The organism is Roseitranquillus sediminis (genome assembly GCF_016918935.1).
In the GTDB taxonomy this organism is placed as follows: Bacteria; Pseudomonadota; Alphaproteobacteria; order Rhodobacterales; family Rhodobacteraceae; genus Roseitranquillus; species Roseitranquillus sediminis.
Genome location: NZ_JAFFOB010000019.1, coordinates 144,437 through 166,515 on the forward strand (window position 1 = coordinate 144,437; position 22,079 = coordinate 166,515).

Here is a 22,079-nt window from a genome sequence, read left to right on the forward strand (position 1 = left end):
AGGCACCGACGGTCATTCGCCGGTCGTGACCGCGTCCGGCCCGGCTTCCTCGGAGCTTGCCGGGGCCTCGTCCACCACGCTCTCACCATCGCCGACCTCGGCGTCGATCCGGCGGATCACCTCGTCAGTCACGTCGATTTGCTGCGAGGCAATGAAAACCGCCCGGCGCTCGAGGATGATGAGCGCGCCGCGGTCGCGCAGGATTTCCGCTAGCACTGGCGTTACGTATGCAGCGAACGCCTGCCGCTCGCGATCCCGCAGCCCGGCCAGCTCGCTCGACTTGGTGTCCTGTTCATCGCGGACGCGCTGGACCTTCTGGTCGAACGCATCCGCCAGCCGGCGGAACTCCTCCGGCGTCATCTGGGGGCGTCTTTCGGTGAGATCGCGCTCCTCTGCGATCAGTTCGGCCTCTATCGCTCGGTTCTCGGCCGCCAGTGCCGCCGACCGCTCCTCGATCTGGGCCAAAACTCTCTGGCCAAAGCGACTCTCGGTGAAGAGGCGGTCCTGGTCGATCACGAGGATTGGGGCCGGCGCCTCCTCCTGCCCTGCGGCCGGCGCCGCAAGGCCAAGGAAGGCGGCGACGAGGAGGGCACGCGCCGCCATCAGAACCGGGTCGAGAACGTGAACGCAAAGTTCCGCTCCTCGTCGTACTCTTCCTTGATGAGCGGCGTCGAGAAGTTGAACCGCAGCGGCCCGAGCGGCGTGTCCCAGAAGAGCGAGAGTCCAACGGCCGAGCGAAGCGCGAATTCGTCGTCCAGCAGTTCGTCCCCGTCGTCGCCGTCCGACCCGCCGTCCACGTCGTCGAGCGACCAGACCGAACCGAAGTCGAGGAACGCGCCGCCGGTGACGCCGTACTCGTCCGGCAGGCCGAGCGGGAACTCGGTCTCGAAGCGCGCCGCGGCGTAGTAGTTGCCGCCGAGCACGTCATCGTTGTCGACGTTGAGGTCGCGCGGACCAACGCCGCGCGACTCGAAGCCGCGCAACTGGCGCGACGAAAGGAAGAACCGGTCGGTGACGCGGCTGTCGCCGTCGATCATCGTCAGCGCGCCGCCCTCGATCGTGGCTCGCAGCGTCACCTCCTCGTTCCAGACGAGCGTCTGTCCGGTCAGTTCGGCCGTCGTCTTGATGTACTGGTTGTCGCCGCCGACGCCGGCGAAGTCCTGACCGAAGCTGAAGAGAAATCCCGCGTTCGGGTTCAGCCCGGTGCGGCGGGTGTCGTAGGTAAAGGTGTAGCCGACGGCGCTTGTCCAGAGGGTCCCCTCCTCCTCGAGCAGGATGGGAGAGGAATCTTCATCGATGTCGTCGATCGTGTCGCGCGAGATCGAATAGCGCAGGGTCAGTCGCCCGTTCTCGCTGATCGGGAAGTTGATGCTGGGCGACACTCCGACAACCTCGGTGTCGTAATACGAGTTATCGCGGTCTGTCGTCGCGTAGAACGCGTCGAACCTGAACCGCAGGTCGCGGCTCAGCACGTAGGGCTCGATGAAGGTGATCCGAGACGAGGCGTTGTCGACGCCGGTGTTCACTTCGAAGCGCAGCGTCTGGCCGCGCCCGAGGAAGTTGCGTTCGGAAAAGCTGAGCGCAAAGCCGAGGCCCGATTCGTCGCTATAGCTCGCCCCGAACGAGAGCGAACCGGTCGGCTGCTCCTCCACGTCGACGTCGACGACGACTTGGTTTGACGATGAACCCTCGCGCGCGTTGACGTCCACGTTGGCAAAGTAGTTCAGTGCCCGGATCCGCTCGGCCGCAGCCCGGATCTCCCGCGGGTTGAAGGGATCGCCTTCCACGGTGCGGAACTCGCGTCGGATCACCCGGTCGAGCGTCGTCTGGTTGCCCTCGATGTCGATCCGTTCGACGAAGACCCGCGGCCCACGCGAAATGCGGAACTCGATGTCGAGCTCGAGGTTGCGGTCGTCGCGGCTTACGACCGGCTCCACCCGGATGAAGTCGAGGCCGCGCTGCGTCGCCAGACGCTCCATCCGCGCGATCGTGTTCTCGACCGCCGTTGGGCTGTAGGTCTGGCCCGGGCGGATGCGGCTTACCGCAAGGTAGTCGGCCGCGTCGACGCCGGGAACTTCGCTTGCCGCGGTGATGACGCCGAAATCAAAGGATTGTCCCTCCTGCACAACAAACGTGATGAAGGTCGCGTCCCGCTCGCGCGCCAGCTCGGTGGTCACGTCGAGGATGCGGAAGTCTACATAGCCGCGCGACTGGTAGAAGTCCCGCAGAAGCTGCCGGTCGACCTCGATGCGCTCGGCGACGAAGGTGTCACTCTGGATAAGACGGCGCAGCAGGCCGGCCTGCGAGGTCTCCAGCACCCGGCGCAGCCGCCGGTCAGAATAGGCGCGGTTGCCTACGAACGAGATCCGCTCGTTCTCGACGATCCGCCCTTCGGTCACCTCGAAGACGAGGTCGACGCGGTTGCCCTGGCGGCGAATGATCCGCGGCTCGACCGTCGCCGCAAGGCGTCCGCTGACGCGGTAGGCCTCGGCGATGCGCTGCGCGTCCTGCTCCGCCAGCGACGGCGAGAAGACCCGGCGCGGCTGCGACTGCACCACCGTCAGGATGCGCTCGTCGTCGATCTGCCGGTTGCCCTCGATCGCGATGGCGTTGATCGTTGGCCGCTCGACCACCTCCACGACGAGAGTGCCGCTCCGCGGCGTGATCTCCACCGTTTCGAAGAGGCCTGAGTTGATCAGCCGCTGGTAGGCCGCGTTGAGATCGCCACCGCTCACCGCCTGACCGCTCCCGATGTCGAGATACTCGAGGATCGTGGCGTCCTCGATCCGCTGGTTCCCCTCGATCGCCACCGAGCCGAAGCTGAAACCCTGAGCCGCCGCCGGTGGCGGGACCCACCCCAGCACGAGGCCGAAGAGCAACGCTGCCAAAGCCAGAGGCGCGCCAGCCCCGCCGACACGCCCCGAAAGAGCTCTCATCATGTCTGTCCCCGCCCGATCGCCTGCTTTTAGGATCGGAGTAACGGCAACGTCAGATCATGTCAAAAGCCGATGCAGGCGCGTCAGGGGCAGAAGAGGTCGTTGGTCAGCGCGAAGGCCATCAATGTCAGAAGGAACGCGAGGCCCATCGCCATCAGCACCCTAAGCGCCCGGTCGCTTGGTGGCCGGCCTGAAACCGCCTCGTAGGCGTGGAACACGAGGTGCCCGCCGTCGAGGATTGGGATCGGGAACAGGTTCAGCAAACCGACCGCGGTGGATAGCACCGCGATGAACCACACGAAGCTGAGCCAGCCCTGGCTGGCCGCCGCACCGCTGGTCTGGGCGATGCCGATCGGGCCGCTCAGGTTGCACGAGCTGATCGCGCCGGCCGCCATGTGCCAGAGCCCCGAGAGGCTCGACTCCACGATGAAGGCCGTCTGCTCCACGCCGTAGCCGAGCGCGGACAGCGGCCCCGGCGTCCGCGTCTGGGGCTCGAAGAGCAGCCCACCGGATATCCCGACGAGCCACCGCGTCTCGAACCCCCCGTCCTGCGTCGGCACGTCGGTCCGCCGCGGCACCACGACGATCTCCAGCCTCTCGCCGTCGCGCATGGCTTCGAGCAGGACGGGCCGCCCCTCTGAGGCCGCGACCGCGTCGCGCAGGTCGGCAAAGGTCTCCGCCGGCTCTCCCTCGATGGCGACGATCAGGTCGCCCTCGCCTAATCCCACATCGGCGGCGGCCGAACCCGGCGTGACGCCGGCCACCAGCGGCGGGAGCGGGTGCGGCGCGGCGACCACGAGCCTCTCACCGTCACGCTCGACCTCATAATCCAGCGGACTCTCCTCCGGCAGCGCCGGCAGGACCGCGTCCAGTCCGCCCACGTCCGGCAGTACCTCGCCGTCGATAGAGAGGATCCGGTCCCCTGCCTCGAGCGCCGCCGCGCCGGGCACCTCCTGCCGCACCGCCCCGACCGTCAGCGGCTCCGACGCCACGCCCTGCAGCGTCAGCACCGCCGCGAAGACCAGGATAGAGAGCGCAAAGTTGAAGAACGGTCCCGCCGCGACCGTAGCCGCCCGCGCCCAGAGCGGGGCGCCCTGCATGGTCCGGCGACGAGTGTCCTCGGTCATCGCCGCCACGACCTCGTCGTCGGCGCCCGCCGAGGCAGGGTCGGCGTCGCCTAGGAATCGCACGTAGCCACCAAGCGGCAGGGCGGCGACCTGCCAGCGCGTGCCGCGTCGATCCATTCGGCTGAAGAGCACGGGGCCGAATCCCAGGCTGAAGACCTCGGCATCAATGCCGCTCCAGCGACCGACGATATAGTGCCCGAACTCGTGGATCGCGACGATCACCGACAATGCGACCACGAAGGCCGCGAGGGTCCAGATGACGTTGCCGAAGGACGGCAAAAGGCTGACGAGGTCCATGCTCTCAGGTCCGTCTTTCGCGAACCGCCTCGTCCGCTCGCTGTCGTGCTAGGTGGTCCACTTCCATCACGTGTTCAAGTGTGACGTCGGCGCACAGCGCAGTCTCACCGTCAAGCCGGGCCAGCACCTCCTCGACCACCTCCGCCATCTCGGCAAAGCCGATCCTGCGCTCGAGGAACGCGTCGAGCGCCGCTTCCTTGGCCGCGTTGAAGGCCGCGCCGCTCAGCGCGCCGGCGGCCATGACTTCGCGCGCGAGGCGCAGCGCCGGCCATCGCACCTCGTCCGGCGCGCGAAACGTGAGGCTCCCGACACGCGCTAGGTCCAGCCGCTCGACCGGCAGCGCCCGCCGCTCGGGCCAGTGCATGGCGTAGCCGATCGCATGACGCATGTCCGGTGGTCCCAGATGCGCCATCAACCCGCCGTCGACGAAGCCTACCAGCGCGTGAACCAGGCTCTCGGGATGCACCAGCACCTCGATGCTCTCGGGCGCCACGCCGAAATACTCCCGCGTCTCGATCACCTCGAGCGCCTTGTTGAAGAGGCTGGCGCTGTCGATCGTGATCCGCTGGCCCATGTCCCAGTTGGGATGACAAGCAGCCTCCTCCGGTGTCGCCGCCGCCAGACGCTCCAGCGACCAGTCGCGAAACGCGCCGCCCGAGGCGGTTATGACGATGCGCTCGACCTGTTCCAGATCCTCGCCAACCAGCGCCTGGAAGACCGCCGAGTGCTCGCTGTCGACCGGCAGCACCGTCGCGCCGGCCTGGCGCGCGGTCCGCATGAGGAGTGGACCGGCGGCGACGAGGCTCTCCTTGTTTGCGAGGGCCAGCGTGCTTCCCTGCTCCAGTGCCTTGAGGCCCGGCGCCAGCCCGGCCGCGCCAACGATTGCGGACATGATCCAGTCGGCCTGCCGTTCCGCCGCCTCGAGAAGCGCCGCCTGCCCTGCGGCCGCCTCGATCCCGCTGCCTGCCAGCGCCTCGCGCAGATCGGCGAGGCACTCCGCGTGCGCCGTCACCGCAAGCTCGGCATGTAGCCGCCGCGCCTGCTCGGCCAGCAGGGCCACGTTGTGCCCCCCGGTCAGCGCGACGACGTCCCACTCCTCCGGCGATGCAGCGATCAGCTCAACCGTGTTGCAACCGATCGAGCCGGTCGCGCCGAAGACGGAGGCGCGGCGCATCAGTAGGCGAGTGGGGGAAAGACGACCAGCTGCTCGACCAGCAGGAAGAAGATGGAGGCGCCCAGCATCCCGTCGAAGCGGTCGAAGAGTCCCCCGTGCCCGGGCAGCAGCGTCGAGCTGTCCTTGACGCCCATCCGCCGCTTCACCGCGCTCTCTGCGATGTCGCCCAGCTGGCTCGCCATCGAGATCGCGATGCTCACGCCGATAAGCTGCGTGCTGCCGCCGAAGATCGCTACGAAGACCGCGCCGACGATCGCCGCCGCGATCCAGCCGGCGACCGTGCCCGACCACGTCTTCTTGGGGCTCACGCGCGGCCAGAACTTCGGCCCGCCGAGCCAGCGGCCAGCGAAGTAGCCGCCGACATCCGTCACAATCACGACCGATACGAGCCAGAGCATCCAGTAAAAGCCGAAGCCCGTCCTCAGCACCAGCAGGCCATAGCCCGCGACGAGGATCAACGTGGTAAAGACGGCGAAGACGGTGCGATTTCGCTCGAGCTGGCCGATACCCACCATTGCCGGCGCCAGCAGGAACGGCAACGCAAACCCCGGCGGCAGGAATTCGCCTAGCAGGATGACACCGGCCGCCAGCCCAGCCAGAGGCAGCGCCATGCGGCTGCCGGCCTTGAGCATCTGCACCAGTTCCCACGTCAGGACGGCGCAGACGACCGCCACCAGCGCGACGAAGATCCAGCCGCCGATCCAGACCGCCAGCAGGCCGAACACCGCGATCACCGCGCTCGTGGCCAGCCGCGTGTTCAGATCCTCCCAGCGCCCGGGCGCGGGCGTCATGTCGGAACGGCGCCGAACCGTCGCTCTCGCCGGGCGAAGTTGGCCACGAGCCGCGAGAACTCCGCGCGGGTGAAGTCCGGCCAGAGCGTGTCTACGAACTCGTACTCGGAATAGGCCGACTGCCAGAGCAGGAAGTTCGAGATCCGCGCTTCGCCGCTGGTGCGGATCACCAGGTCAGGGTCCGGAAGGACATAGGTGTCGAGGTAGCGTGCCAGCGTCTCGGCATCCACGCGCTCAGGGTCCAGCCGGCCCGCCGCAACCTCGCGCGCCAGGCGCTTGGTCGCCCGCGCCACCTCGTCCCGGCCGCCATAGTTCAGCGCCACGGTGAGATGCAGCAGGTCGTTATCGGCCGTCAGCAGCTCGAGCTCGTCCATCAGGCGCACGAGCGTCTCGTCGAGGCGGATGCGGTCGCCGATGAAGCGCACCCGCACGCCGTGATCTACCAGCGTCTGCGCCTCGCGGGTTATGTAACGACGGAAGAGGCTCATCAGTCCCGAGACCTCGGCCTGCGTCCGCTTCCAATTCTCGGTCGAGAAGGCAAAGACGGTCAGATACTTGATCCCGAGATCGGGGCACGCCTCCATGATCTCGCGCACCCGCTGGCCGCCGGCATGGTGACCGTAGAGCCGCGGCTTGCCGCGTGCCTGCGCCCAGCGGCCGTTGCCGTCCATGATGATCGCGACGTGCCGCGGTCCGGTCCGTTCGTGATAGGCTCCGTCCACCGGGGCACCCTCCTGGAGAACAGCAGGCATCAGACCTGCATGATCTCTTCCTGTTTCGTCTCGAGCGCGCGGTCCACCGCCTTGATGTACTCGTCGGTGAGGCTCTGCACCTCGTCGCCCCAGATCTTGTGGTCGTCCTCACTCATGCCCTCGGACTTCGCGCGCTTCAGCCGGTCCATCCCGTCGCGGCGCACGTTGCGCACCGCGACACGGGCGTGCTCGGCATACTGAGCCGCAACCCTTGACAATTCCCTACGACGTTCCTCGTTCAGCTCAGGGATCGGCAGGCGGATGATGGTGCCGTCGGTCTGCGGATTGATGCCGAGGCCGCTCTCCCGGATCGCCTTCTCGACCTTGCTGACCATCGACTTGTCCCAGACGTTGATCGTCACCATCCGCGGCTCAGGTACGTTGACGGTGCCGAGCTGGTTGATCGGAGTCTGCTGGCCGTAGGCATCGACATGCACCGGCTCAAGCATGTTGGCCGAGGCGCGGCCGGTCCTCAGTGAAGCGAATTCGGTCTTCAGCGCCGCCATCGCGCCGTCCATGCGCCGCTTCAGGTCGTCGATGTCCAGCTCGAACTCGTCCGCCATGCTCTCCCCGCTGATCGCCTCTCGAATGTTCGGCGCCTCTATATCGCCATCAGGAGACGATTGTATAGGTGCCCTGTCCGGCGAGGATCCCCCGGAAGCCGCCCGGTTCGTCGAGGCTGAAGACGATGATCGGCAGGCGGTTGTCGCGCGCGAGCGCGATCGCGCTCGCGTCCATGACGCCGAGGTGCTGCGCCAGCACTTCGTCGTAGGTCACAGTGTCGTAGCGGCGCGCGTCCGGGTTCTTCTTCGGGTCGCGGTCGTACACGCCGTCAACCTTGGTGCCCTTGAAGATCGCCTCGCAGCTCATCTCGTTGGCGCGCAGCGTCGCAGCGGTATCGGTCGTGAAGTACGGGTTTCCCGTCCCGGCGGCGAAGATGCAGACCCGCTTCTTCTCGAGGTGACGGACCGCGCGGCGGCGGATGTAGGGCTCGCAGATCTGGTCCATAGGGATCGCGCTGATGACGCGGGTGTAGACGCCCATGCCCTCGAGCGCCGACTGCATGGCCAGCGCGTTCATCACCGTCGCCAGCATTCCCATGTAGTCGGCGGTGGTCCGCTCCATTCCCTGCGCCGAGCCTTGGAGGCCGCGGAAGATGTTGCCGCCGCCGATGACCATGCAGATCTCGACGCCGAGATCACGCACCGACTTCACCTCGCTGGCGATGCGCGCGACCGTCGGCGGGTGCAGGCCGAAGCCCTGGTCGCCCATCAGCGCCTCGCCGGAGATCTTGAGCATCACGCGGGAATAGGTCGGCTGGCGCGGATGGTTGGTGCTTTGGTCCACGTGCGCCCCCGGCTTTTGCATTCGGCGGCAAAATGTCGGAAAAGCCGGCGGGGTTCAACAGTCGCTTGGAACGTGTTTCGTGCGCGAGATCATCGAGCGGCTCGACGCCGAACGGCCGGTGCTGATCGCGGGTCCGACAGGCTCCGGCAAGTCGGCGCTGGCGATGGAGGTGGCGGCGCGGACCGGCGGCGTCGTCGTCAACGCCGACGCGCTGCAGGTCTTCTCCGACTGGCGCTTGCTGACCGCCCGACCCTCGCCCGAGGATGAGGCGCGCGTGCTGCACGCGCTCTATGGCCACGTGGCGGGAGACATCGACTATTCCGTCGGCGCCTGGTTGCGTGACGTGACCCCCTTCCTCGGGCATCGCAGGCCAGTTATCGTCGGCGGCACCGGCCTCTACTTCATGGCGCTCACAGAAGGACTCGCCGACATTCCACCTGTCCCGCAGGAGGTCCGGCAGGCGGCACGCGATCGGCCCGCCGAGGTCCTGCTGGCCGAGATCGACGCCGCGACGGCCGCGCGCATCGACTGCGCGAACCCTGCTCGCGTCCGCCGCGCCTGGGAAGTCTTGCAAGCAACGGGTCGTGGCCTCGCCGAGTGGCAAGACCGGCCGACGCCGGCTATCCTGCCCCTGGCTGACACGCAGGCGCTGCTCGTCGAATGTCCGCCGGAGCGTCTGACGCCCCGGCTTGCCGCGCGGATCGACAAGATGCTCACCGACGGCGCAGTGGACGAAGCGCAGGCGAACCGGCCGGGCTGGAATCCCGCGCGGCCTTCCGCCAAGGCAATCGGCGCGGCAGAGCTGATGGCGCACCTCGACGGCCGCCTCCCCCTCGAAGAGGTTCGCGAGCGCATGGTCGTCGCAACCCGTCAGTTTGCGAAGCGCCAGCGGACGTGGTTCCGCGCCCGGATGCGCGGCTGGACTCCGATCTCGCTGCCGTGATGCGGCGTGGGCCCGGCGTTCAACCTTCCATCTTGCACCCGCACTGCTTTGCCCCTTTCATCCCGTCGAAGCGATTAACGGTCATCCGCTAGCCGCAAGAACCGCAGGCGGCGATGCGGCGACGCCATCGCGATCGACCAGGCCGAGGAGGCTACAGTCCCGTGTCAACGATCGGCCGACCTAGGATCCACCCTGCCGTCCGGATGTACGCGGCCGAGCTCCGCGCCGGGAGTCTCTCCCGCCGCGAGTTCCTGACGCGCGCGACTGCCCTCGGCGTCTCGTCGGGCACGGCCTATGGGATCATCGGTCTCGCGGCACCAGCGGCTCGAGCACAGGAGGCGCGAGGCGGCGGCACGCTCCGTGTCCAGATGGACATCATCGCGATGAAGGACCCGCGCCTCTGGGACTGGAGCGAGATGGCCAACTTCGGCCGCGGCTGGCTCGAGTACCTGGTCGAGTACCAGGCGGACGGCACATTCCGCCCGATGCTGCTCGACTCGTGGCAGGTGAACGACGACGCGACCGAGTACGTGCTGCGCGTTCGCCCCGGCGTGACGTGGAACAATGACGACGCACTGACGGCGGAGCATGTCGCCTACAATTTCCGCCGCTGGGCCGACCCGGCCGTCGAAGGCAATTCGATGGCGTCCCGATTTGCCAATATTGTCGATTTCTCCACTGGCGAAGTGCGCGACGGCACGCTTGAGGTGGTGGACGACACGACCCTGCGCGTCTCGCTGCCCGAACCCAACATCGCGCTGATCGCGAACCTCGCCGACTATCCGGCGGCCATTGTCCATCCCTCCTACGACGGCGGCAATCCCATCGAGCAGCCGATCGGCACCGGTCCCTACCTGCCCGCGGAGTACGTCTTGAACGAGCGGGGCGTCCTCGTCCGCAACCGCGAGCATGACTGGTGGGGCCAAGACGTCTATGGCGGCGCCACCCTCGACCGGATCGAGTACCTCGACTACGGTACCGATCCCGCCACCTGGCTCGCGGCCATTGAGGCAGGCGAGGTCGACATGCTCTACGAGAGCGTCGGCGAGTTCATCGCGATCCTCGACACGCTGGAGCTGGTGAAGTCCGAGGCCGTGACCGCGAACACCATCGTGATCCGGCCTAACCAGAGGGCGGAGGTCGGGGGACGGCGCCCCTACACGGACGTGCGCGTCCGCAGGGCGCTCCAGCTCGCCTGCAGCAACGAGATCCTGCTGGAGCTCGGCTACCAGAGCCTCGGCATCGTCGCTGCAAACCACCACGTCTGCCCGATCCATCCAGAATACGCCGAGATCGGACCGGCCGAGCACGACCCCGACCTGGCGCTCGCCCTGATGGAAGAGGCGGGTATGGCAGACTTCGAGCACGAGCTGGTCTCGCTCGACGACGGCTATCAGCGCGACACCTGTGACGCGGTCGCGGCGCAGCTGCGAGATGCGGGGCTTCTCGTGCGGCGCACCATCCTGCCGAGCTCGTCCTACGTCCAGGACTGGCAGAACTTCGCGTTCTCCGCGACGGAGTGGAGCCAGCGGCCGCTGGGCGTCCAGGTGCTCGCGTTGGCCTACCGCTCCGGCGAGCCTTGGAACGAGACGGGCTTTTCCAATGCCCGCTTCGATCAGCTCCTCGCCGAGGCCATGGCCATCGCCGAGGCCGAAAGACGCAGCGTCGTGATGGCCGAGCTAGAGCAACTCCTGCGCGAAGAAGGCGTCATCATCCAGCCCTACTGGCGCTCGACCTACCGCCACTTCCGCGAGGGCGTGACGGGGGCCGAGATGCACCCGATGTTCGAGATCTATCCCTATAGGCTCGGCTGGGCGGGAATGCGCCCAGCCGACTGACTCGTGCGGCGTTCAGAGCACGTAGGTGGCGTAGATCGTCAGGTAGAGCCACAGGAAGAGCACGATCAGCGTGACGTGGCTGAAAAGCCGGAACCTCAGGCTCGACCCGCGCCGACGGTGCCGACCTAGGCGCGCCGGTGAGGTCACGATGTCGGTGAAGTAGCGCCACGAGATGCCAAGCAGGTAGAGCGAGGTCACGGATATGGTGAACGCGACGAAGTCGCCCAGCAGCGTATTCTCGCGCTCGAACACGATCACTGCGGAGATGGCAAAGAAGATCACCGTCATCAGCAGGATCTCGGAGAGCGAACTCGACCGTCGCCTGATGTCCCGCACCCGCTCGATTTCGGCGCGTGTCCGCGCGCGGTGCTCCGGGTCGCGCCGCAGGCTGAACTGCACGAAGAGCTCTGAATGGAGCGCTAGAACCTCGTCGTGCCGCCGCACAAGCTGGTTGAGGATGTTCGCCTGGATGATGCCGTAGAACAGAGCCAGCGCGTTGAGATAGTTGAAGTAGTTTTCGGCGGGCGAGCCATCGAAGATCACGATGACCGCGCCAATTGCCAGCGTCGAGATCAGCACGATCTTGTAGTTCGCGGTGTTGTCGTCGGCCCGCGTCGACACGGCAAGGCCACCGAGGATGAAGGCCGCCCCCATCAGGAAGCCGACCGTCGGCGACGCATAGCCCAGCACGAAGAGGAAGATCGGCCCGAGCACCGGCGAGAGCAGCGCGACCAGCCCGGTCGCGTTGGTCGACGCCAGCTTGTAGCCCATGTGGAAGAAAACGCTGGAGAGAAAGAAGAAGGCGCCGACCGTTAGCGACAGCGCCATGAAGCTCAGATCGCGGCCGCCTTCGCTGAGCGTCTCGCCTGACCACCAGAAGATGAGGAACATGAAGAGGAACGCGAACCCGTTTCGCACCGCCATGACGAAGAAGAAGTTCTGCCACTCCCCCAGTTCCTTGTCGGCCGCGATCAGCACCTGGATGATCGACACGGCGAGCGCCATGGATACCGCAGACAGCAGCGGCAGCCCGTCGAGCCAGTCGAAGCCGTCCTGCATCAGCGCCTCGATCCCGTTGAAGTTCAGCACCGAGAAGCCGGCGACGAGAAGCAGGATGCCGAGGCCCGCGCCGGTAAAGCTGTCGTCCTTCTTGGGCAGGACGAAGAACAGGAGCGCCGAGACGAAAATCGGCCAGGATTCGAAGAGGACCGCCGCCTCGGACAGGCTGGAAGTGCGGGCCGAGAAGATGAGCGCCGTGTAGGACACCGAAACGAAGATTCCGTCGAGGATCGTGACTGCCAGGAACCGCACAGTGCGCCGCCGTTCGGCGAAGAAGCGGCGGAGAAAGTCGCGCGGCGTCAGGCGCCATGCGAAGACCCCCGCCAATATCGAGCCGATGAGCTCGGTCAGGCCGATGAACAGCGCCGCCGCGTTCGCGTATTCGACGCCGACGAGCAGGATGAAGGCCGGCTGCACCGACCAGAGTACCGCCGAAATCAGGATCAGGTAGATCGCCCTGCTCTCGGTAAACACTGCACTTCCCCCGGCTGTCGGTCTGGCTGGCGCACGGCAGCAGACGGCGATCGGATCAGCTAGACCACATCCCGCGACCACTCAACACCACCGAAGCCGACAGTTCCGGCCCTAGGTACCGCGGAACATCCGTGGCGTGCGGCCGTTGATGCTGAAGGGAGGCAGCGATGTCGCAACACGATCTTTCATGGGCGGTGCCCGTCATGCGCATCGGCTACGCCGGCCGCGGCATCGTGTATCTCGTTGTGGCCGGCTTCTCGCTCTACGCGATCTGGCGCGGCGGGCAGGCCGAGAGCACCTCCTCGGCCCTGTCGCAGCTCGAGACGACGTGGTGGGGCAACGGTGTGCTGCTGCTGATCTTCATCGGGATGATGGCCTACGCCGTCTGGCGCCTGCTCGACGCGTTCTATGACCTCGAAGCCTATGGCGCGGACGGGACGGGTATCATCGCGCGCATAGGCATGGTGGTGACCGGGCTGGCCCACCTGTCGATCGGCATACTCGCCTTCTCGCTCCTCTTCACCGGGGGCGGCGGAAGCGGCCAAGGCTCGTCAATTCCGCGCGCGATCGGCTGGGTCATGCGGCTTCCCGGCGGACGCTGGATCGTCGGGGTGGTCGGGCTGATCGTGATCGGCGCGGGCGTCTACTACCTGCACAAGGCGTGGAAGGAAAAATATCGCAGACACCTGCGCGCCAACCGCTTCACCACGCGCTGGAACGTTGTCCTCAAGGCGGGCGTCGCCGCGCAGGGGGTCGTGATCGCGATCGTCGGCCTGCTCTTCGTCTACGCCGCCCTGCAAGCCGATCCGTCTGAAGCCGGCGGCGTGGGCGAAGCGTTCCAGTGGCTGTCGCAGCAAGCTTACGGCCAGATCCTGGTCGCCGTCGTCTGCATCGGCCTTCTCGGCTTTGCAATCTTCTGCTTCGTGAATGCGGCCTACCGCATCGTGCCAAAGGTCGCTGGCGACGACGTCGAGACGCTGGCGGCGAGGCTCAAGGACAAGGCGGAGTCAGTGGCCTAGTCACCCCAGATCGCTCGCACGTAACCCTGCGTCTCGCGGTAAGGCGGCACGCCGCCGTAGCGCGTGACGGCCCCCGGCCCCGCATTGTAGGCCGCCAGCGCCAGCGGCCACGAGCGGAAGGTCTCGTACTGCCCCCGCAGGTAACGTGCGCCGCCCTCTAGGTTCTGCCGCGGATCGCGCGCGTCGACACCCAGCCGAACCGCCGTGGTCGGCATGAGCTGCGCTAGGCCAATGGCGCCCTTGTGCGAGACGGCATCTGGATTCCATCCGCTCTCCTGCTGGACGAGCCTCAGGAACAGATCCTCCGGCACGTCATGGCGCCGCGCCGCGTCGCGCGCCATCTGCAGGTACGGACCTCGGTAGCCGCCGGTGAAGGCTGGCGCGCCGACGCCCGGTATCTCCACCCGCCGCGGCTGCAACCGCACCGAGCCGGCGTACTGCTGCGCAGCCCGTCCGTCGAGCAGCGCCGTCTGGTTCTCGAAGATGCGCGCGCGATTCTTCGATGCGACCGTGATGTCGGCCACGGCGGCCGACGCCGCGCAGATGGCAACCGTGGTCGCAAGCGACAGTCTCCGCATGTCCCCCGTCCGGTGTCGTCCCGTTCCGAGCGCCAGACTAGGATGATGCGGCGGCGAAAATCCAGTCCCTGCAGCCGCCGCCGCGCAGGCGCTTGCGGACGGCCCGCGCGATGCACTAGGCAGTCCGGGACATCCTGAACGAAAGGAGCGGCCGATGGCGGGCTCGGTGAACAAGGTCATACTGGTGGGCAACCTCGGTCGCGACCCCGAGGTGCGGACCTTCCAGAATGGCGGCAAGGTCTGCAACCTGCGCCTCGCCACCTCCGAGAACTGGAAAGACCGTAACACCGGCGAGCGTCGCGAGCGGACCGAATGGCATTCGGTCGCCATCTTCTCCGAGCCGCTGGCGCGAATCGCCGAGCAGTACCTGCGCAAGGGCTCGAAGGTCTACATCGAGGGCCAGCTCGAGACGCGCAAATGGCAGGACCAGTCGGGCCAGGACCGTTACACCACCGAGATCGTCCTGCGCCCCTACAAGGGCGAGCTGACGCTCCTCGACGGCCGCGGCGAAGGCGGCGGTGGCGGTGGCGGCGGTTATCCGGAAGATCGCTCCGGCGGCGACTACGGCAATCGCGGCGGCAGCGGCGGTGGCGGTCAGTCGGGCGGCTACAGCGACATGGACGACGAGATCCCGTTCTAACGGTTCAGCAGCCGAAGCGGACGTTTCGCGGCGAAGGATCGCTAACCCTCATCGAGTTTGGGGGCTCTCCCCTACAGAGACGATGTCACGCGCTTCCCGCTCGTCATCGGTCTGGATGGCGTGTCGGCCCGTTCCATGACGCTGTCCTGGCACCGCCAGAAGCCATTCTCCGGAGAGCGGGATTGCTTGTACACCTGCGCGAGGCAGGGCTCAATCCCTGATACGCCCTCAACCGTTCACTTTCATCTTTTCGCTGCCTGCGATCAGGGCCGGGCTTCACTGGAATTCTCCGGCCGAGGTTGAGTTTCGAACGGCAGCAACGAGCTGGTCGCCGATGAAGTCGAGCGATCAGCGCTGCATCGGCCGTTCTAGGCACCTGCGGCGCGAACTGATCCCGGCGCGGCAGCTTGAGTCGCTTCCTTGTCCGCACCTGGAGGCCCGTCGGTGTAGAGCCGGTAGGTCCGCTCGCGGTTTACCACCTGGCCCTCCCGCCGCAGCACTGCGTGCAGCCGGAGGTAGCCGTAGTGCCGGTTCTCCGATGCCAGCTCCTTCAGTCGCTCGACCATGGCGTCATCGTACTTTGGCGTCGGCCGATACTGCTGCACCAATCGCGACAGACCAACGATCCGGCAGCTGCGTCGCCCGCTGAGGCCGAGCTCCGTCATGAGATAGCCCACGGCGCGTCGCCGCTCCGCGGGCTCACCAGCGCTTTTCCAGGAGCTCCTTCATCGCCGACACGTCGAGCATCTGGTCCGCGAAATCGCTGGCTACAGCGACCCTGAGGTGGAAGCACGCCTCGGCGTTGACGGAGAGATTCACGAACCAGAACGACCCCGCAATACACCCGACGCGGCCAGTCTCTGATCGAACTACGACACACACTCCTGCGATTCATCGGGATGCGCGACATCGTGCGAGACCGAATCGAAGCTTCTCGGACCGTATTGAAGATGCTGCGCTCCTGATGCAGAACATCCTCCCGCGCCTCCTATTAGGCCGCTGAAGCAGATCTTCGCGAGGGTATCTCCGTCGACGCGACTGGTGACAGCCACTTCGATCTTCACTCAACTCGACGAGAAAGCTCGAGAAAGCGGTCCGTCGTCGTTCGATCACACCTGCATCGCCGAGGCTTCCGCGTTCGTCTTTAAGCAAGCGATCTCCCGGGTCGCCCCGACATCGTCCTGTCGGAGTGGCGCGCGGTCATCTTCGTCGATGGTTGGTTAAGGCATCGCCACGGCGGCTGGTCTAAGGCCACGACACCGAGCACCCGCCGCTCCTTCTGACATGAGAAGTTTCGGCAGAACGTTGCACGGGACCACCAGGCTTCGTGATGAGCTTCTTGCTGCCGGCTGGCGCGTCGCCGTCGTGTGGGAGGGCGCGCTTTGCAAACGACGGCAACGGGAGGGCCTCAATTCAGTGGCAGCTTCGGTTCCCTCCGGGTCCCGTACTGCCGAAAACGCCGGTGGCCTCAGCGCACAGCGCTCTTTCGCCGAAACGACCGGAAATCTTGCCCTCCGGAACTTCCTGCCGCCTATTACACCGCGCCCACGCCCAATTCTCCTCGGGTTTCGCGTCCCATCCACTCACACACAGGTCGGCCAATGCGTCAGTTTTTCTGTTCTGAGCCAACTGCGGCCGCATCAGATCCAGCCTTTCTTCTTGAAGAACAGGTATGGCGCGATCATCGATCCGACCATGACCAGCAGCGCCAGCGGATAGCCGAATCGCCAGTCGAGCTCGGGCATATGCTCGAAGTTCATGCCGTAGATGCTGGCGATCAGCGTCGGCGGCAGGAACATCACTGCCACCACCGAAAACGTCTTGATGATGGCATTCTGCTCGATGTTGATCATCCCAAGCAGCGCGTCGAGCAGGAAGGTGCTCTTGTCCGCTAGGGACGTCGCGTGCTGCAGCAGCACCTCCGCGTCGCGCGCGAGGCCACTGAGACTTGGCGCGTTGTCCGTGTCGCCCCTGAGTGACGGCAGCGCCTCGGCGAAGGCCAACAGCCGCGCCAGCCCGACGAGGCTCTCGCGCGCCTTGGACACGATCTCGCCGTCGCGGCCGAGCCGCCGCATTGCCGCACGGAGGTCGGGCTGGACGCCGGCGTTGGCGAAGGTTTCGCGGCTCAGCGCGTCGAGGTCGCGTCCCGCCTCCTCCAGCACGTCCGCGATCCGGTCCACCACGGCGTCGAGCAGCGCCACGAAGATGCTGTTCGGGCCTGCGCAAATCTCCGGCCGCCGCTGGGCCGTCGCGGCGAAGATCGCGAGAGAGCGCGGCTCACCATAGCGAACAGTGACGAGGTGCTGGTCCGTCAGAACGAAGGTGACGTCCGTCGTCTCGGGATAATCGCCCGTCGCCTTCACGAGGAGCGGCGCGATCATGACGGCGGCACCCTGCTCGTGGTAGAGGCGGCTCGTCTCCTCGATCTCGGCCATCTCCTCGCGCGTCGGGATACCGACGCCAACCGCACGCTCCACCGCCCGCTCCTCCTCCGGATCGGGGTGGAGCACATCGATCCAAGCGATTCCCGACGCCGCGTCCAGGCCCTGCACGCCTTCGTCGAGGCGGCAGCGGTCCTGCTCGAGGCTGTAGGTCCGGATCATCCGGGTCGCTTCTCCGTCATATCAGGAGAGCCCCAGCGCCGCGCGCGCACCGGGCGAAAGCTGGACGAAAATGTAGGCGGCGTAGGCCAACAGGAACAACGCCCCCTCGCGGCGGCTGACGCGCCATCCGGTGATGGCGAAGACGACCAGCAGGAGCGTCGCCGCCAGCATCACCCAGACGTCGAACCGCACGATCTCGGGAGGCACCGCGAACGGCGAAACAAGCGCGGTGGTCCCCGCGATGCCGAGGATGTTGAAGACGTTGCTGCCGACGATGTTTCCGAACGCCACGTCGCCATGCCGGCGGACCGCGGCCATGACGGACGTCACGAGTTCCGGCAGGGACGTTCCGAGCGCAACCAGCGTCAGGCCGATCACCGCCTCGGAGAGTCCGGCGCCGCGGGCGATCTCGATGGCGGAGCCGACCAGCAAGCTCGCGCCGAAGATGACGCCAGCGATGCCGGCGACCGCGAGCGCGAGCCCCGCCCAGAGGGACATCCCGGGAACTGCGACCTCGTCCGCCTCGGCCTCGTACACGTCGCCCGCCGCGTCTCGCGCGCGCGTCTCGCTGAAGTAACTGAAGAGCGTGTAGCCGAGCAGCAGGATCAGGAAGATGCCGCCGACCAGCCGCCCCATCTCGCCACCGAGGATTACCGCCACCATCAGCAGCGTCGCCGCCGTCAGCACCGTCCCGTCGCGGCGGAATGCGTCGCGCGAGGTGGCGATGGGCAGGAGCGCGGCGGAGACACCGAGGATCAGCAGGATGTTTGCGATGTTGCTGCCGACGATGTTGCCCGCCGCGACGCCGGGCGAGCCCGACAGCGCCGCCTCGAGGCTCGCCACCAGTTCGGGTGTGGAGGTGCCAAATCCGACCAGCGTCAGGCCGATGAGCAGCTTGGAGACGCCGAGCCGCGACGCCGCGGACACGCTGCCTCGCACCAGCGCCTCGCCGCCCCCGAGGAGCAGCACCAGTCCGGCGGTGAGCTCGATCCAGATCATGTCACCTCGCTTCCTTGCCTCCCTGCGCCTGACGGCGCAATGCATCACGACAGCAGCCCGTTAGCCCGACGTCGTGCCTGCGTCAGCGGATCAGTCGATCCCAATCGCCGTAGCTGTTGTTGACGGATCCGCGCGGGATCGCCAGCGCGATCAGGGCGATCCCGCAGAGCGCGGAGAACGCCAGCCCCCAGAGGCTCGCCCCCGCCACCATCGGCGCGAAGATCAGCACGACGCCCATCAGCGCGTTGAGGAAACGAGCCAGCCGCGCCACCGGCGCCAGCGCGGCGACGGACACCGTCAGCACCAGCGCCCCCACGATGTGGTTCGTGGCCGCAACGCCGCTGCCCCAGCCGAAGACGAGGGGTGACAGCATCAGGAGCACGCCGATCCCCATCGACGCCGCGAGCGACCACGGCAGCGTCATGCCTCCCGTTAGCATCTCGCGCAGGATGACCCGCGGCGACCGCTGGAAGTCGTCGAGCCGCCGGTCGTCCGGCCCCTCGTCCGTGTCGCCGGTGAAGAAGACGCGCAGCCACGGCTGCCCGGCCCGATGACGCCGGCGCAGGAACTGGTAGGTCGCCACCAGCTCGTCGAGCGAGAACGGGATCTGCCAGAGCATCGCCGCCGCCGCGATCAGGCAGAGCGTGCAGTAGGTGCCGATCTGGATCGGCTGGATCACGATGAAGAAGATCGAGACTGCGCCCAAAGGCACGATCATGATGCCGAAGAGAACCACGAGCCACGGCATCGTCCGCCACCGCCGCGCCGAGCCAATGAGCCCCACCACGATTTCCAGCGCGTAGGTGGCCGCACCGATGCCCGCGTCCGGCACCGGCCACGCCTCCGACACGGACGAGGTGATGATCGCTTCGGTCCCGTTCTTGAGCGGCTCATCGGAGCCGAAGAACGGGTCCCACACGCCGGGAATTGTCTCAAGCTGATAGGCGGCGAGATAGCGCGAGATCAGGAGGCCCACGATCGCCAGGATTATGACCGGCAGGCGCTGGAACCAGTCCGAGGGCGAGTAGTCCCAGCCCTTGGGGATGGTCGGTCCGGTCTCCAGCGCCACGGGTGACACCCCCACCGCGGGCCGCGTCCCCACTGCAAAGGCCATCACCAGCAGTCCCACCAGCGTTCCGTCGAGGTAGGCGCCGGTGTTGTCGGTCCAGAAGACGAGCGGCGCGAATAGCACCCAGAGACCGACGACGGCCGATGCCCAGCGAGCCCAGCCCATCTGCCACGAGAGCGACAGCAGCGCGAGCACCACCAGAAGCGCGCCGGAGACGATGGAGCTCGCGATCATCCAGCCGTCGTCGTAGCCAAGGAGCGGCGGCGAGCAGATCAGCCAGACGCCAAGCCCCGCGTTCGCCCAGTGCGCCCAGAGGCTGCGGCGGTGCTGCGCGCGATAGCGGCTCTCGTAGCTCTCGCGCAGGGCCTCGGGATCCTCGACCCGGCGTGCGGCGGCTTTCAACCACGGCGGCGGCAGGATGCCGTTCGCCTCGTACCAGCCGAGGGGATCGTCCTTCAGTGCGCGCACCAGCGGCTTCAGCCCCTCGGCGATGCGATGTGTCGGCTCCCAGTCCAGCGCCTCGCGCGCACGGCTGATGTCGAGTGCATAGTGGTCGCTGGAGAGGTCGATCATGAAGGGCCGGATGAACGGCTTCTGTCCCTGGTCCAGAGCGTCCGGCACGACAGGTTCCGACTTCGTCTCGAGCCACGCGCCGAAGCGCGCGAGCGGCTTCGGGACGGTGACAGTGCGCCAGTGGTCCTCGTTGTGGATCAGTCGACCCAGCTCGTCCTGCAGGGCCTCATAGCTCATCGTGTCAGGCTCGCCCGCCAACAGTACCGTCTCCGCCCCCAGCTTGTCGCGCTGGTCGATGGTGCGCTCGAAGAGGTCGAGCATGTCCTCGAGGTGGATGAAGGCCTGACCCGCCTGCGCATCACCGGCATAGACGTGGGACTTGATGTGCCTCTCCCAGATCCGCGCGATCTGGTGCGAGAGCGTCGGGACCGCGGTCCTATCGTCGTAGAGACCGGCAAGGCGCAGCAGCACGTAGGGGATACCGTTTGCCTCGTCGCGGATAACCTGCTCGGTCGCCGCCTTCGACTTCGGATAGGCCCAGCCAGGGTCGAGCGGCGCGTCCTCGTCGATTCGCTCGCCGGGCGCGGCCGGCTGGTGGACCAGCATCGTGCTCGCATAGACGAACTGCTCCACCTCGAAGTCCTGCAGCGCGCGCAGGAGGCGGCGCGTCCCCTCCTCGTTGACCTCCTCGTAGAGCGGGCTCTCCTCGCCTGTGAAGTCGAAGTAGGCGGCGAGGTGCACAACCGACGCCAGCCGGTCGCCCGCCCGCTCGCGGATCTTGCGCATCGCAAGTTCGACCGAGGGATCGTCGCTCAGGTCGCACTCTATGATGTGGTCGAGGCCCTTCTCGTTGTCGAGGCTCAGGCCGATGACCTCGTAGCGCTCGGCCAGGCGCCGGGTCAGCTGACTGCCGATCTCGCCGTCGGCGCCGGTAATCAGAACGACAGGCTTCTCCACAGCTTCTTGCCCCCGGATGCTTCGGGCCTCAACGCCAGCGGCGGCGGCTGGGTCCATCGCGATTGCCGGCGGTTCCAGACGCGGCGCCGTGCGCGCGGCTCGCTGACGCAGCAAGCGGTCCCGTCGGTCGGGTGGCGGAGGGCTGAAGCGCCATCCGCCGAGAGAGCGGACCGCCCGCCGCAGCGGGCGGTGCCGGCAGGATCAGACCACCCGGACCGTCAATTCGCCCAGCCCCTCGATGGTGGCGACCATCGTGTCGCCCTTCTTCACCGGCCCGACGCCCGCGGGCGTGCCGGACATGATCACATCGCCGGGCGCCAGCTCGAAATATTCGCTGAGATACGAGATCATTTCGGGCACCTTCCAGATCATCTGGTTGAGGTCGCCCTCCTGCTTCACCTCGCTACCTACCTTCACCTCGATGCGGCCGTCCGCCGGATGCCCGACCGCGTCGACCGTGTGCAGCGGGCCGATCGGAGCCGAACGCTCAAATGCCTTGCCGATCTCCCAGGGCCGGCCCAGCTTCTTTGCCTCGCCCTGCAGGTCGCGCCGAGTCATGTCTAGGCAGATCGCGTAGCCGAAGACGTGGTCGAGCGCCTTGTCGATCCCGATGTTCGTGCCGCCCGCCTTGAGCGCGACCGCAAGCTCGACCTCGTGGTGCACGTCCTCGGTCTTGGCCGGATAGGGAAACTCGCTGGACGGATCGAGGTTGTCCGGGTTCTTCTGGAAGAAGAATGGTGGCTCACGATCCGGGTCGTGCCCCATCTCGACCGCGTGGGCCGCGTAGTTCCGCCCGATGCAGTAGACGCGACGCACCGGGAACACCTTGTCGGTGCCTGCAACGGGCAGGACGACGGGCTTCGGCGGGTCGATGACGAATTCGGTCACTTCGGGGCTCCTCCCAATCCTGATCGCGCATCGATTAGACCGGCCGCGACGGCGGATCAATCTCGACTGCGCAAG

The 22,079-nt window shown here is 66.8% G+C and carries 19 protein-coding genes and 1 pseudogene; 5 read left to right on the top strand and 15 right to left on the bottom strand.

Annotated features, from left to right (window positions below):
• Positions 1-12 precede the first annotated feature (12 nt).
• From JM664_RS14225 to pyrH, 8 genes are all read right to left on the bottom strand, one after another.
• A complete protein-coding gene (locus JM664_RS14225; RefSeq protein WP_227420584.1) occupies positions 13-603 on the bottom strand; it encodes an OmpH family outer membrane protein in 591 nt (196 codons plus the stop codon).
• Entirely contained in the window at positions 603-2,936 is a 2,334-nt protein-coding gene (bamA, locus tag JM664_RS14230; RefSeq protein WP_406675804.1) for an outer membrane protein assembly factor BamA, read from the bottom strand. Before bamA ends, JM664_RS14225 begins: the two co-directional genes overlap by 1 nt.
• A gap of 83 nt (positions 2,937-3,019) precedes the next feature.
• Entirely contained in the window at positions 3,020-4,360 is a 1,341-nt protein-coding gene (rseP, locus tag JM664_RS14235; protein WP_227420586.1) for an RIP metalloprotease RseP, read from the bottom strand.
• Between the two features lie 4 nt (positions 4,361-4,364).
• Positions 4,365-5,534, bottom strand: coding sequence for a 1-deoxy-D-xylulose-5-phosphate reductoisomerase (dxr, locus tag JM664_RS14240; RefSeq protein ID WP_227420587.1), 1,170 nt, complete (start codon positions 5,532-5,534; stop codon positions 4,365-4,367).
• The gene (locus JM664_RS14245; RefSeq protein ID WP_227420588.1) at positions 5,534-6,325 is read right to left on the bottom strand and encodes a phosphatidate cytidylyltransferase; all 792 of its coding nucleotides are present in this window, start codon (positions 6,323-6,325) and stop codon (positions 5,534-5,536) included. Before JM664_RS14245 ends, dxr begins: the two co-directional genes overlap by 1 nt.
• Positions 6,322-7,077: a polyprenyl diphosphate synthase gene (gene uppS, locus JM664_RS14250; RefSeq protein ID WP_227420589.1), complete on the bottom strand. Its 756-nt coding sequence runs from the start codon at positions 7,075-7,077 to the stop codon at positions 6,322-6,324. The genes JM664_RS14245 and uppS overlap by 4 nt, the downstream gene beginning before the upstream one ends.
• Positions 7,077-7,640 carry a ribosome recycling factor gene (gene frr / locus JM664_RS14255; RefSeq protein WP_227420590.1) on the bottom strand — a complete coding sequence of 188 codons (564 nt, stop codon included), beginning with the start codon at positions 7,638-7,640 and terminating at the stop codon, positions 7,077-7,079. The genes uppS and frr overlap by 1 nt, the downstream gene beginning before the upstream one ends.
• A 49-nt stretch (positions 7,641-7,689) precedes the next feature.
• Positions 7,690-8,376: a UMP kinase gene (gene pyrH, locus JM664_RS14260; protein WP_227420741.1), complete on the bottom strand. Its 687-nt coding sequence runs from the start codon at positions 8,374-8,376 to the stop codon at positions 7,690-7,692.
• 127 nt (positions 8,377-8,503) lie between these two features.
• Between pyrH and miaA the strand changes: the two genes are divergently transcribed.
• Both miaA and JM664_RS14270 read left to right on the top strand, forming a co-directional pair.
• Complete coding sequence (miaA, locus tag JM664_RS14265) at positions 8,504-9,367, top strand: tRNA (adenosine(37)-N6)-dimethylallyltransferase MiaA (protein WP_227420591.1); 864 nt, start codon at positions 8,504-8,506, stop codon at positions 9,365-9,367.
• Positions 9,368-9,570: 203 nt separating this feature from the next.
• Positions 9,571-11,205 (top strand): ABC transporter substrate-binding protein, encoded by a 1,635-nt coding sequence (locus JM664_RS14270; RefSeq protein ID WP_227420742.1) that lies wholly within the window; start codon positions 9,571-9,573, stop codon positions 11,203-11,205.
• A gap of 12 nt (positions 11,206-11,217) precedes the next feature.
• On the opposite strand, the gene JM664_RS14275 is transcribed toward JM664_RS14270, so the two are convergent.
• A complete protein-coding gene (locus JM664_RS14275; RefSeq protein WP_227420592.1) occupies positions 11,218-12,738 on the bottom strand; it encodes a DMT family transporter in 1,521 nt (506 codons plus the stop codon).
• Between the two features lie 167 nt (positions 12,739-12,905).
• Between JM664_RS14275 and JM664_RS14280 the strand changes: the two genes are divergently transcribed.
• A complete protein-coding gene (locus tag JM664_RS14280) occupies positions 12,906-13,757 on the top strand; it encodes a DUF1206 domain-containing protein (RefSeq protein ID WP_227420593.1) in 852 nt (283 codons plus the stop codon).
• Here JM664_RS14280 and JM664_RS14285 read toward each other — a convergent pair.
• Positions 13,754-14,335, bottom strand: coding sequence for a lytic transglycosylase domain-containing protein (locus tag JM664_RS14285; RefSeq protein ID WP_227420594.1), 582 nt, complete (start codon positions 14,333-14,335; stop codon positions 13,754-13,756). The two genes, JM664_RS14280 and JM664_RS14285, sit on opposite strands and share 4 nt — an antisense overlap.
• Positions 14,336-14,489: 154 nt before the next feature.
• Here JM664_RS14285 and ssb point away from each other — a divergent pair, with 154 nt between their 5' ends.
• Positions 14,490-14,975, top strand: coding sequence for a single-stranded DNA-binding protein (gene ssb / locus JM664_RS14290; RefSeq protein WP_227420595.1), 486 nt, complete (start codon positions 14,490-14,492; stop codon positions 14,973-14,975).
• A gap of 368 nt (positions 14,976-15,343) precedes the next feature.
• Here ssb and JM664_RS18900 read toward each other — a convergent pair whose 3' ends face one another.
• The gene (locus JM664_RS18900; protein ID WP_227420596.1) at positions 15,344-15,652 is read right to left on the bottom strand and encodes an IS3 family transposase; all 309 of its coding nucleotides are present in this window, start codon (positions 15,650-15,652) and stop codon (positions 15,344-15,346) included.
• 486 nt (positions 15,653-16,138) lie between these two features.
• Here JM664_RS18900 and JM664_RS19035 point away from each other — a divergent pair.
• Positions 16,139-16,258, top strand: a pseudogene (locus JM664_RS19035) (very short patch repair endonuclease); the annotation flags it as partial.
• 357 nt (positions 16,259-16,615) lie between these two features.
• Here JM664_RS19035 and JM664_RS14305 read toward each other — a convergent pair.
• The 4 genes from JM664_RS14305 to JM664_RS14320 all read right to left on the bottom strand — a co-directional run bounded on the left by JM664_RS14305 (position 16,616) and on the right by JM664_RS14320 (position 22,004).
• Positions 16,616-17,578 (bottom strand): magnesium transporter CorA family protein, encoded by a 963-nt coding sequence (locus JM664_RS14305; RefSeq protein WP_227420597.1) that lies wholly within the window; start codon positions 17,576-17,578, stop codon positions 16,616-16,618.
• 21 nt (positions 17,579-17,599) lie between these two features.
• Positions 17,600-18,577, bottom strand: coding sequence for a calcium/sodium antiporter (locus tag JM664_RS14310; protein ID WP_227420598.1), 978 nt, complete (start codon positions 18,575-18,577; stop codon positions 17,600-17,602).
• A gap of 82 nt (positions 18,578-18,659) precedes the next feature.
• Positions 18,660-21,116 (bottom strand): NAD-dependent epimerase/dehydratase family protein, encoded by a 2,457-nt coding sequence (locus JM664_RS14315; protein WP_227420599.1) that lies wholly within the window; start codon positions 21,114-21,116, stop codon positions 18,660-18,662.
• 201 nt (positions 21,117-21,317) lie between these two features.
• Positions 21,318-22,004 (bottom strand): fumarylacetoacetate hydrolase family protein, encoded by a 687-nt coding sequence (locus tag JM664_RS14320; protein ID WP_227420600.1) that lies wholly within the window; start codon positions 22,002-22,004, stop codon positions 21,318-21,320.
• Between the last annotated feature and the right edge of the window lie 75 nt (positions 22,005-22,079).

Excerpts from the sequence above, each read along its gene's own strand:
- JM664_RS14225 (WP_227420584.1), bottom strand. The coding sequence starts at position 603 with ATGGCGGCGCGTGCCCTCCTCGTCGCCGCCTTCCTTGGCCTTGCGGCG.
- dxr (WP_227420587.1), bottom strand. The coding sequence starts at position 5,534 with ATGCGCCGCGCCTCCGTCTTCGGCGCGACCGGCTCGATCGGTTGCAAC.
- rseP (WP_227420586.1), bottom strand. The coding sequence starts at position 4,360 with ATGGACCTCGTCAGCCTTTTGCCGTCCTTCGGCAACGTCATCTGGACC.
- JM664_RS14285 (WP_227420594.1), bottom strand. The coding sequence starts at position 14,335 with ATGCGGAGACTGTCGCTTGCGACCACGGTTGCCATCTGCGCGGCGTCG.
- JM664_RS14280 (WP_227420593.1), top strand. The coding sequence starts at position 12,906 with ATGTCGCAACACGATCTTTCATGGGCGGTGCCCGTCATGCGCATCGGC.
- ssb (WP_227420595.1), top strand. The coding sequence starts at position 14,490 with ATGGCGGGCTCGGTGAACAAGGTCATACTGGTGGGCAACCTCGGTCGC.
- uppS (WP_227420589.1), bottom strand. The coding sequence starts at position 7,077 with ATGCCTGCTGTTCTCCAGGAGGGTGCCCCGGTGGACGGAGCCTATCAC.
- frr (WP_227420590.1), bottom strand. The coding sequence starts at position 7,640 with ATGGCGGACGAGTTCGAGCTGGACATCGACGACCTGAAGCGGCGCATG.
- JM664_RS14270 (WP_227420742.1), top strand. The coding sequence starts at position 9,571 with ATGTACGCGGCCGAGCTCCGCGCCGGGAGTCTCTCCCGCCGCGAGTTC.
- JM664_RS14310 (WP_227420598.1), bottom strand. The coding sequence starts at position 18,577 with ATGATCTGGATCGAGCTCACCGCCGGACTGGTGCTGCTCCTCGGGGGC.
- JM664_RS14305 (WP_227420597.1), bottom strand. The coding sequence starts at position 17,578 with ATGATCCGGACCTACAGCCTCGAGCAGGACCGCTGCCGCCTCGACGAA.
- bamA (WP_406675804.1), bottom strand. The coding sequence starts at position 2,936 with ATGAGAGCTCTTTCGGGGCGTGTCGGCGGGGCTGGCGCGCCTCTGGCT.
- pyrH (WP_227420741.1), bottom strand. The coding sequence starts at position 8,376 with ATGCTCAAGATCTCCGGCGAGGCGCTGATGGGCGACCAGGGCTTCGGC.
- JM664_RS14245 (WP_227420588.1), bottom strand. The coding sequence starts at position 6,325 with ATGACGCCCGCGCCCGGGCGCTGGGAGGATCTGAACACGCGGCTGGCC.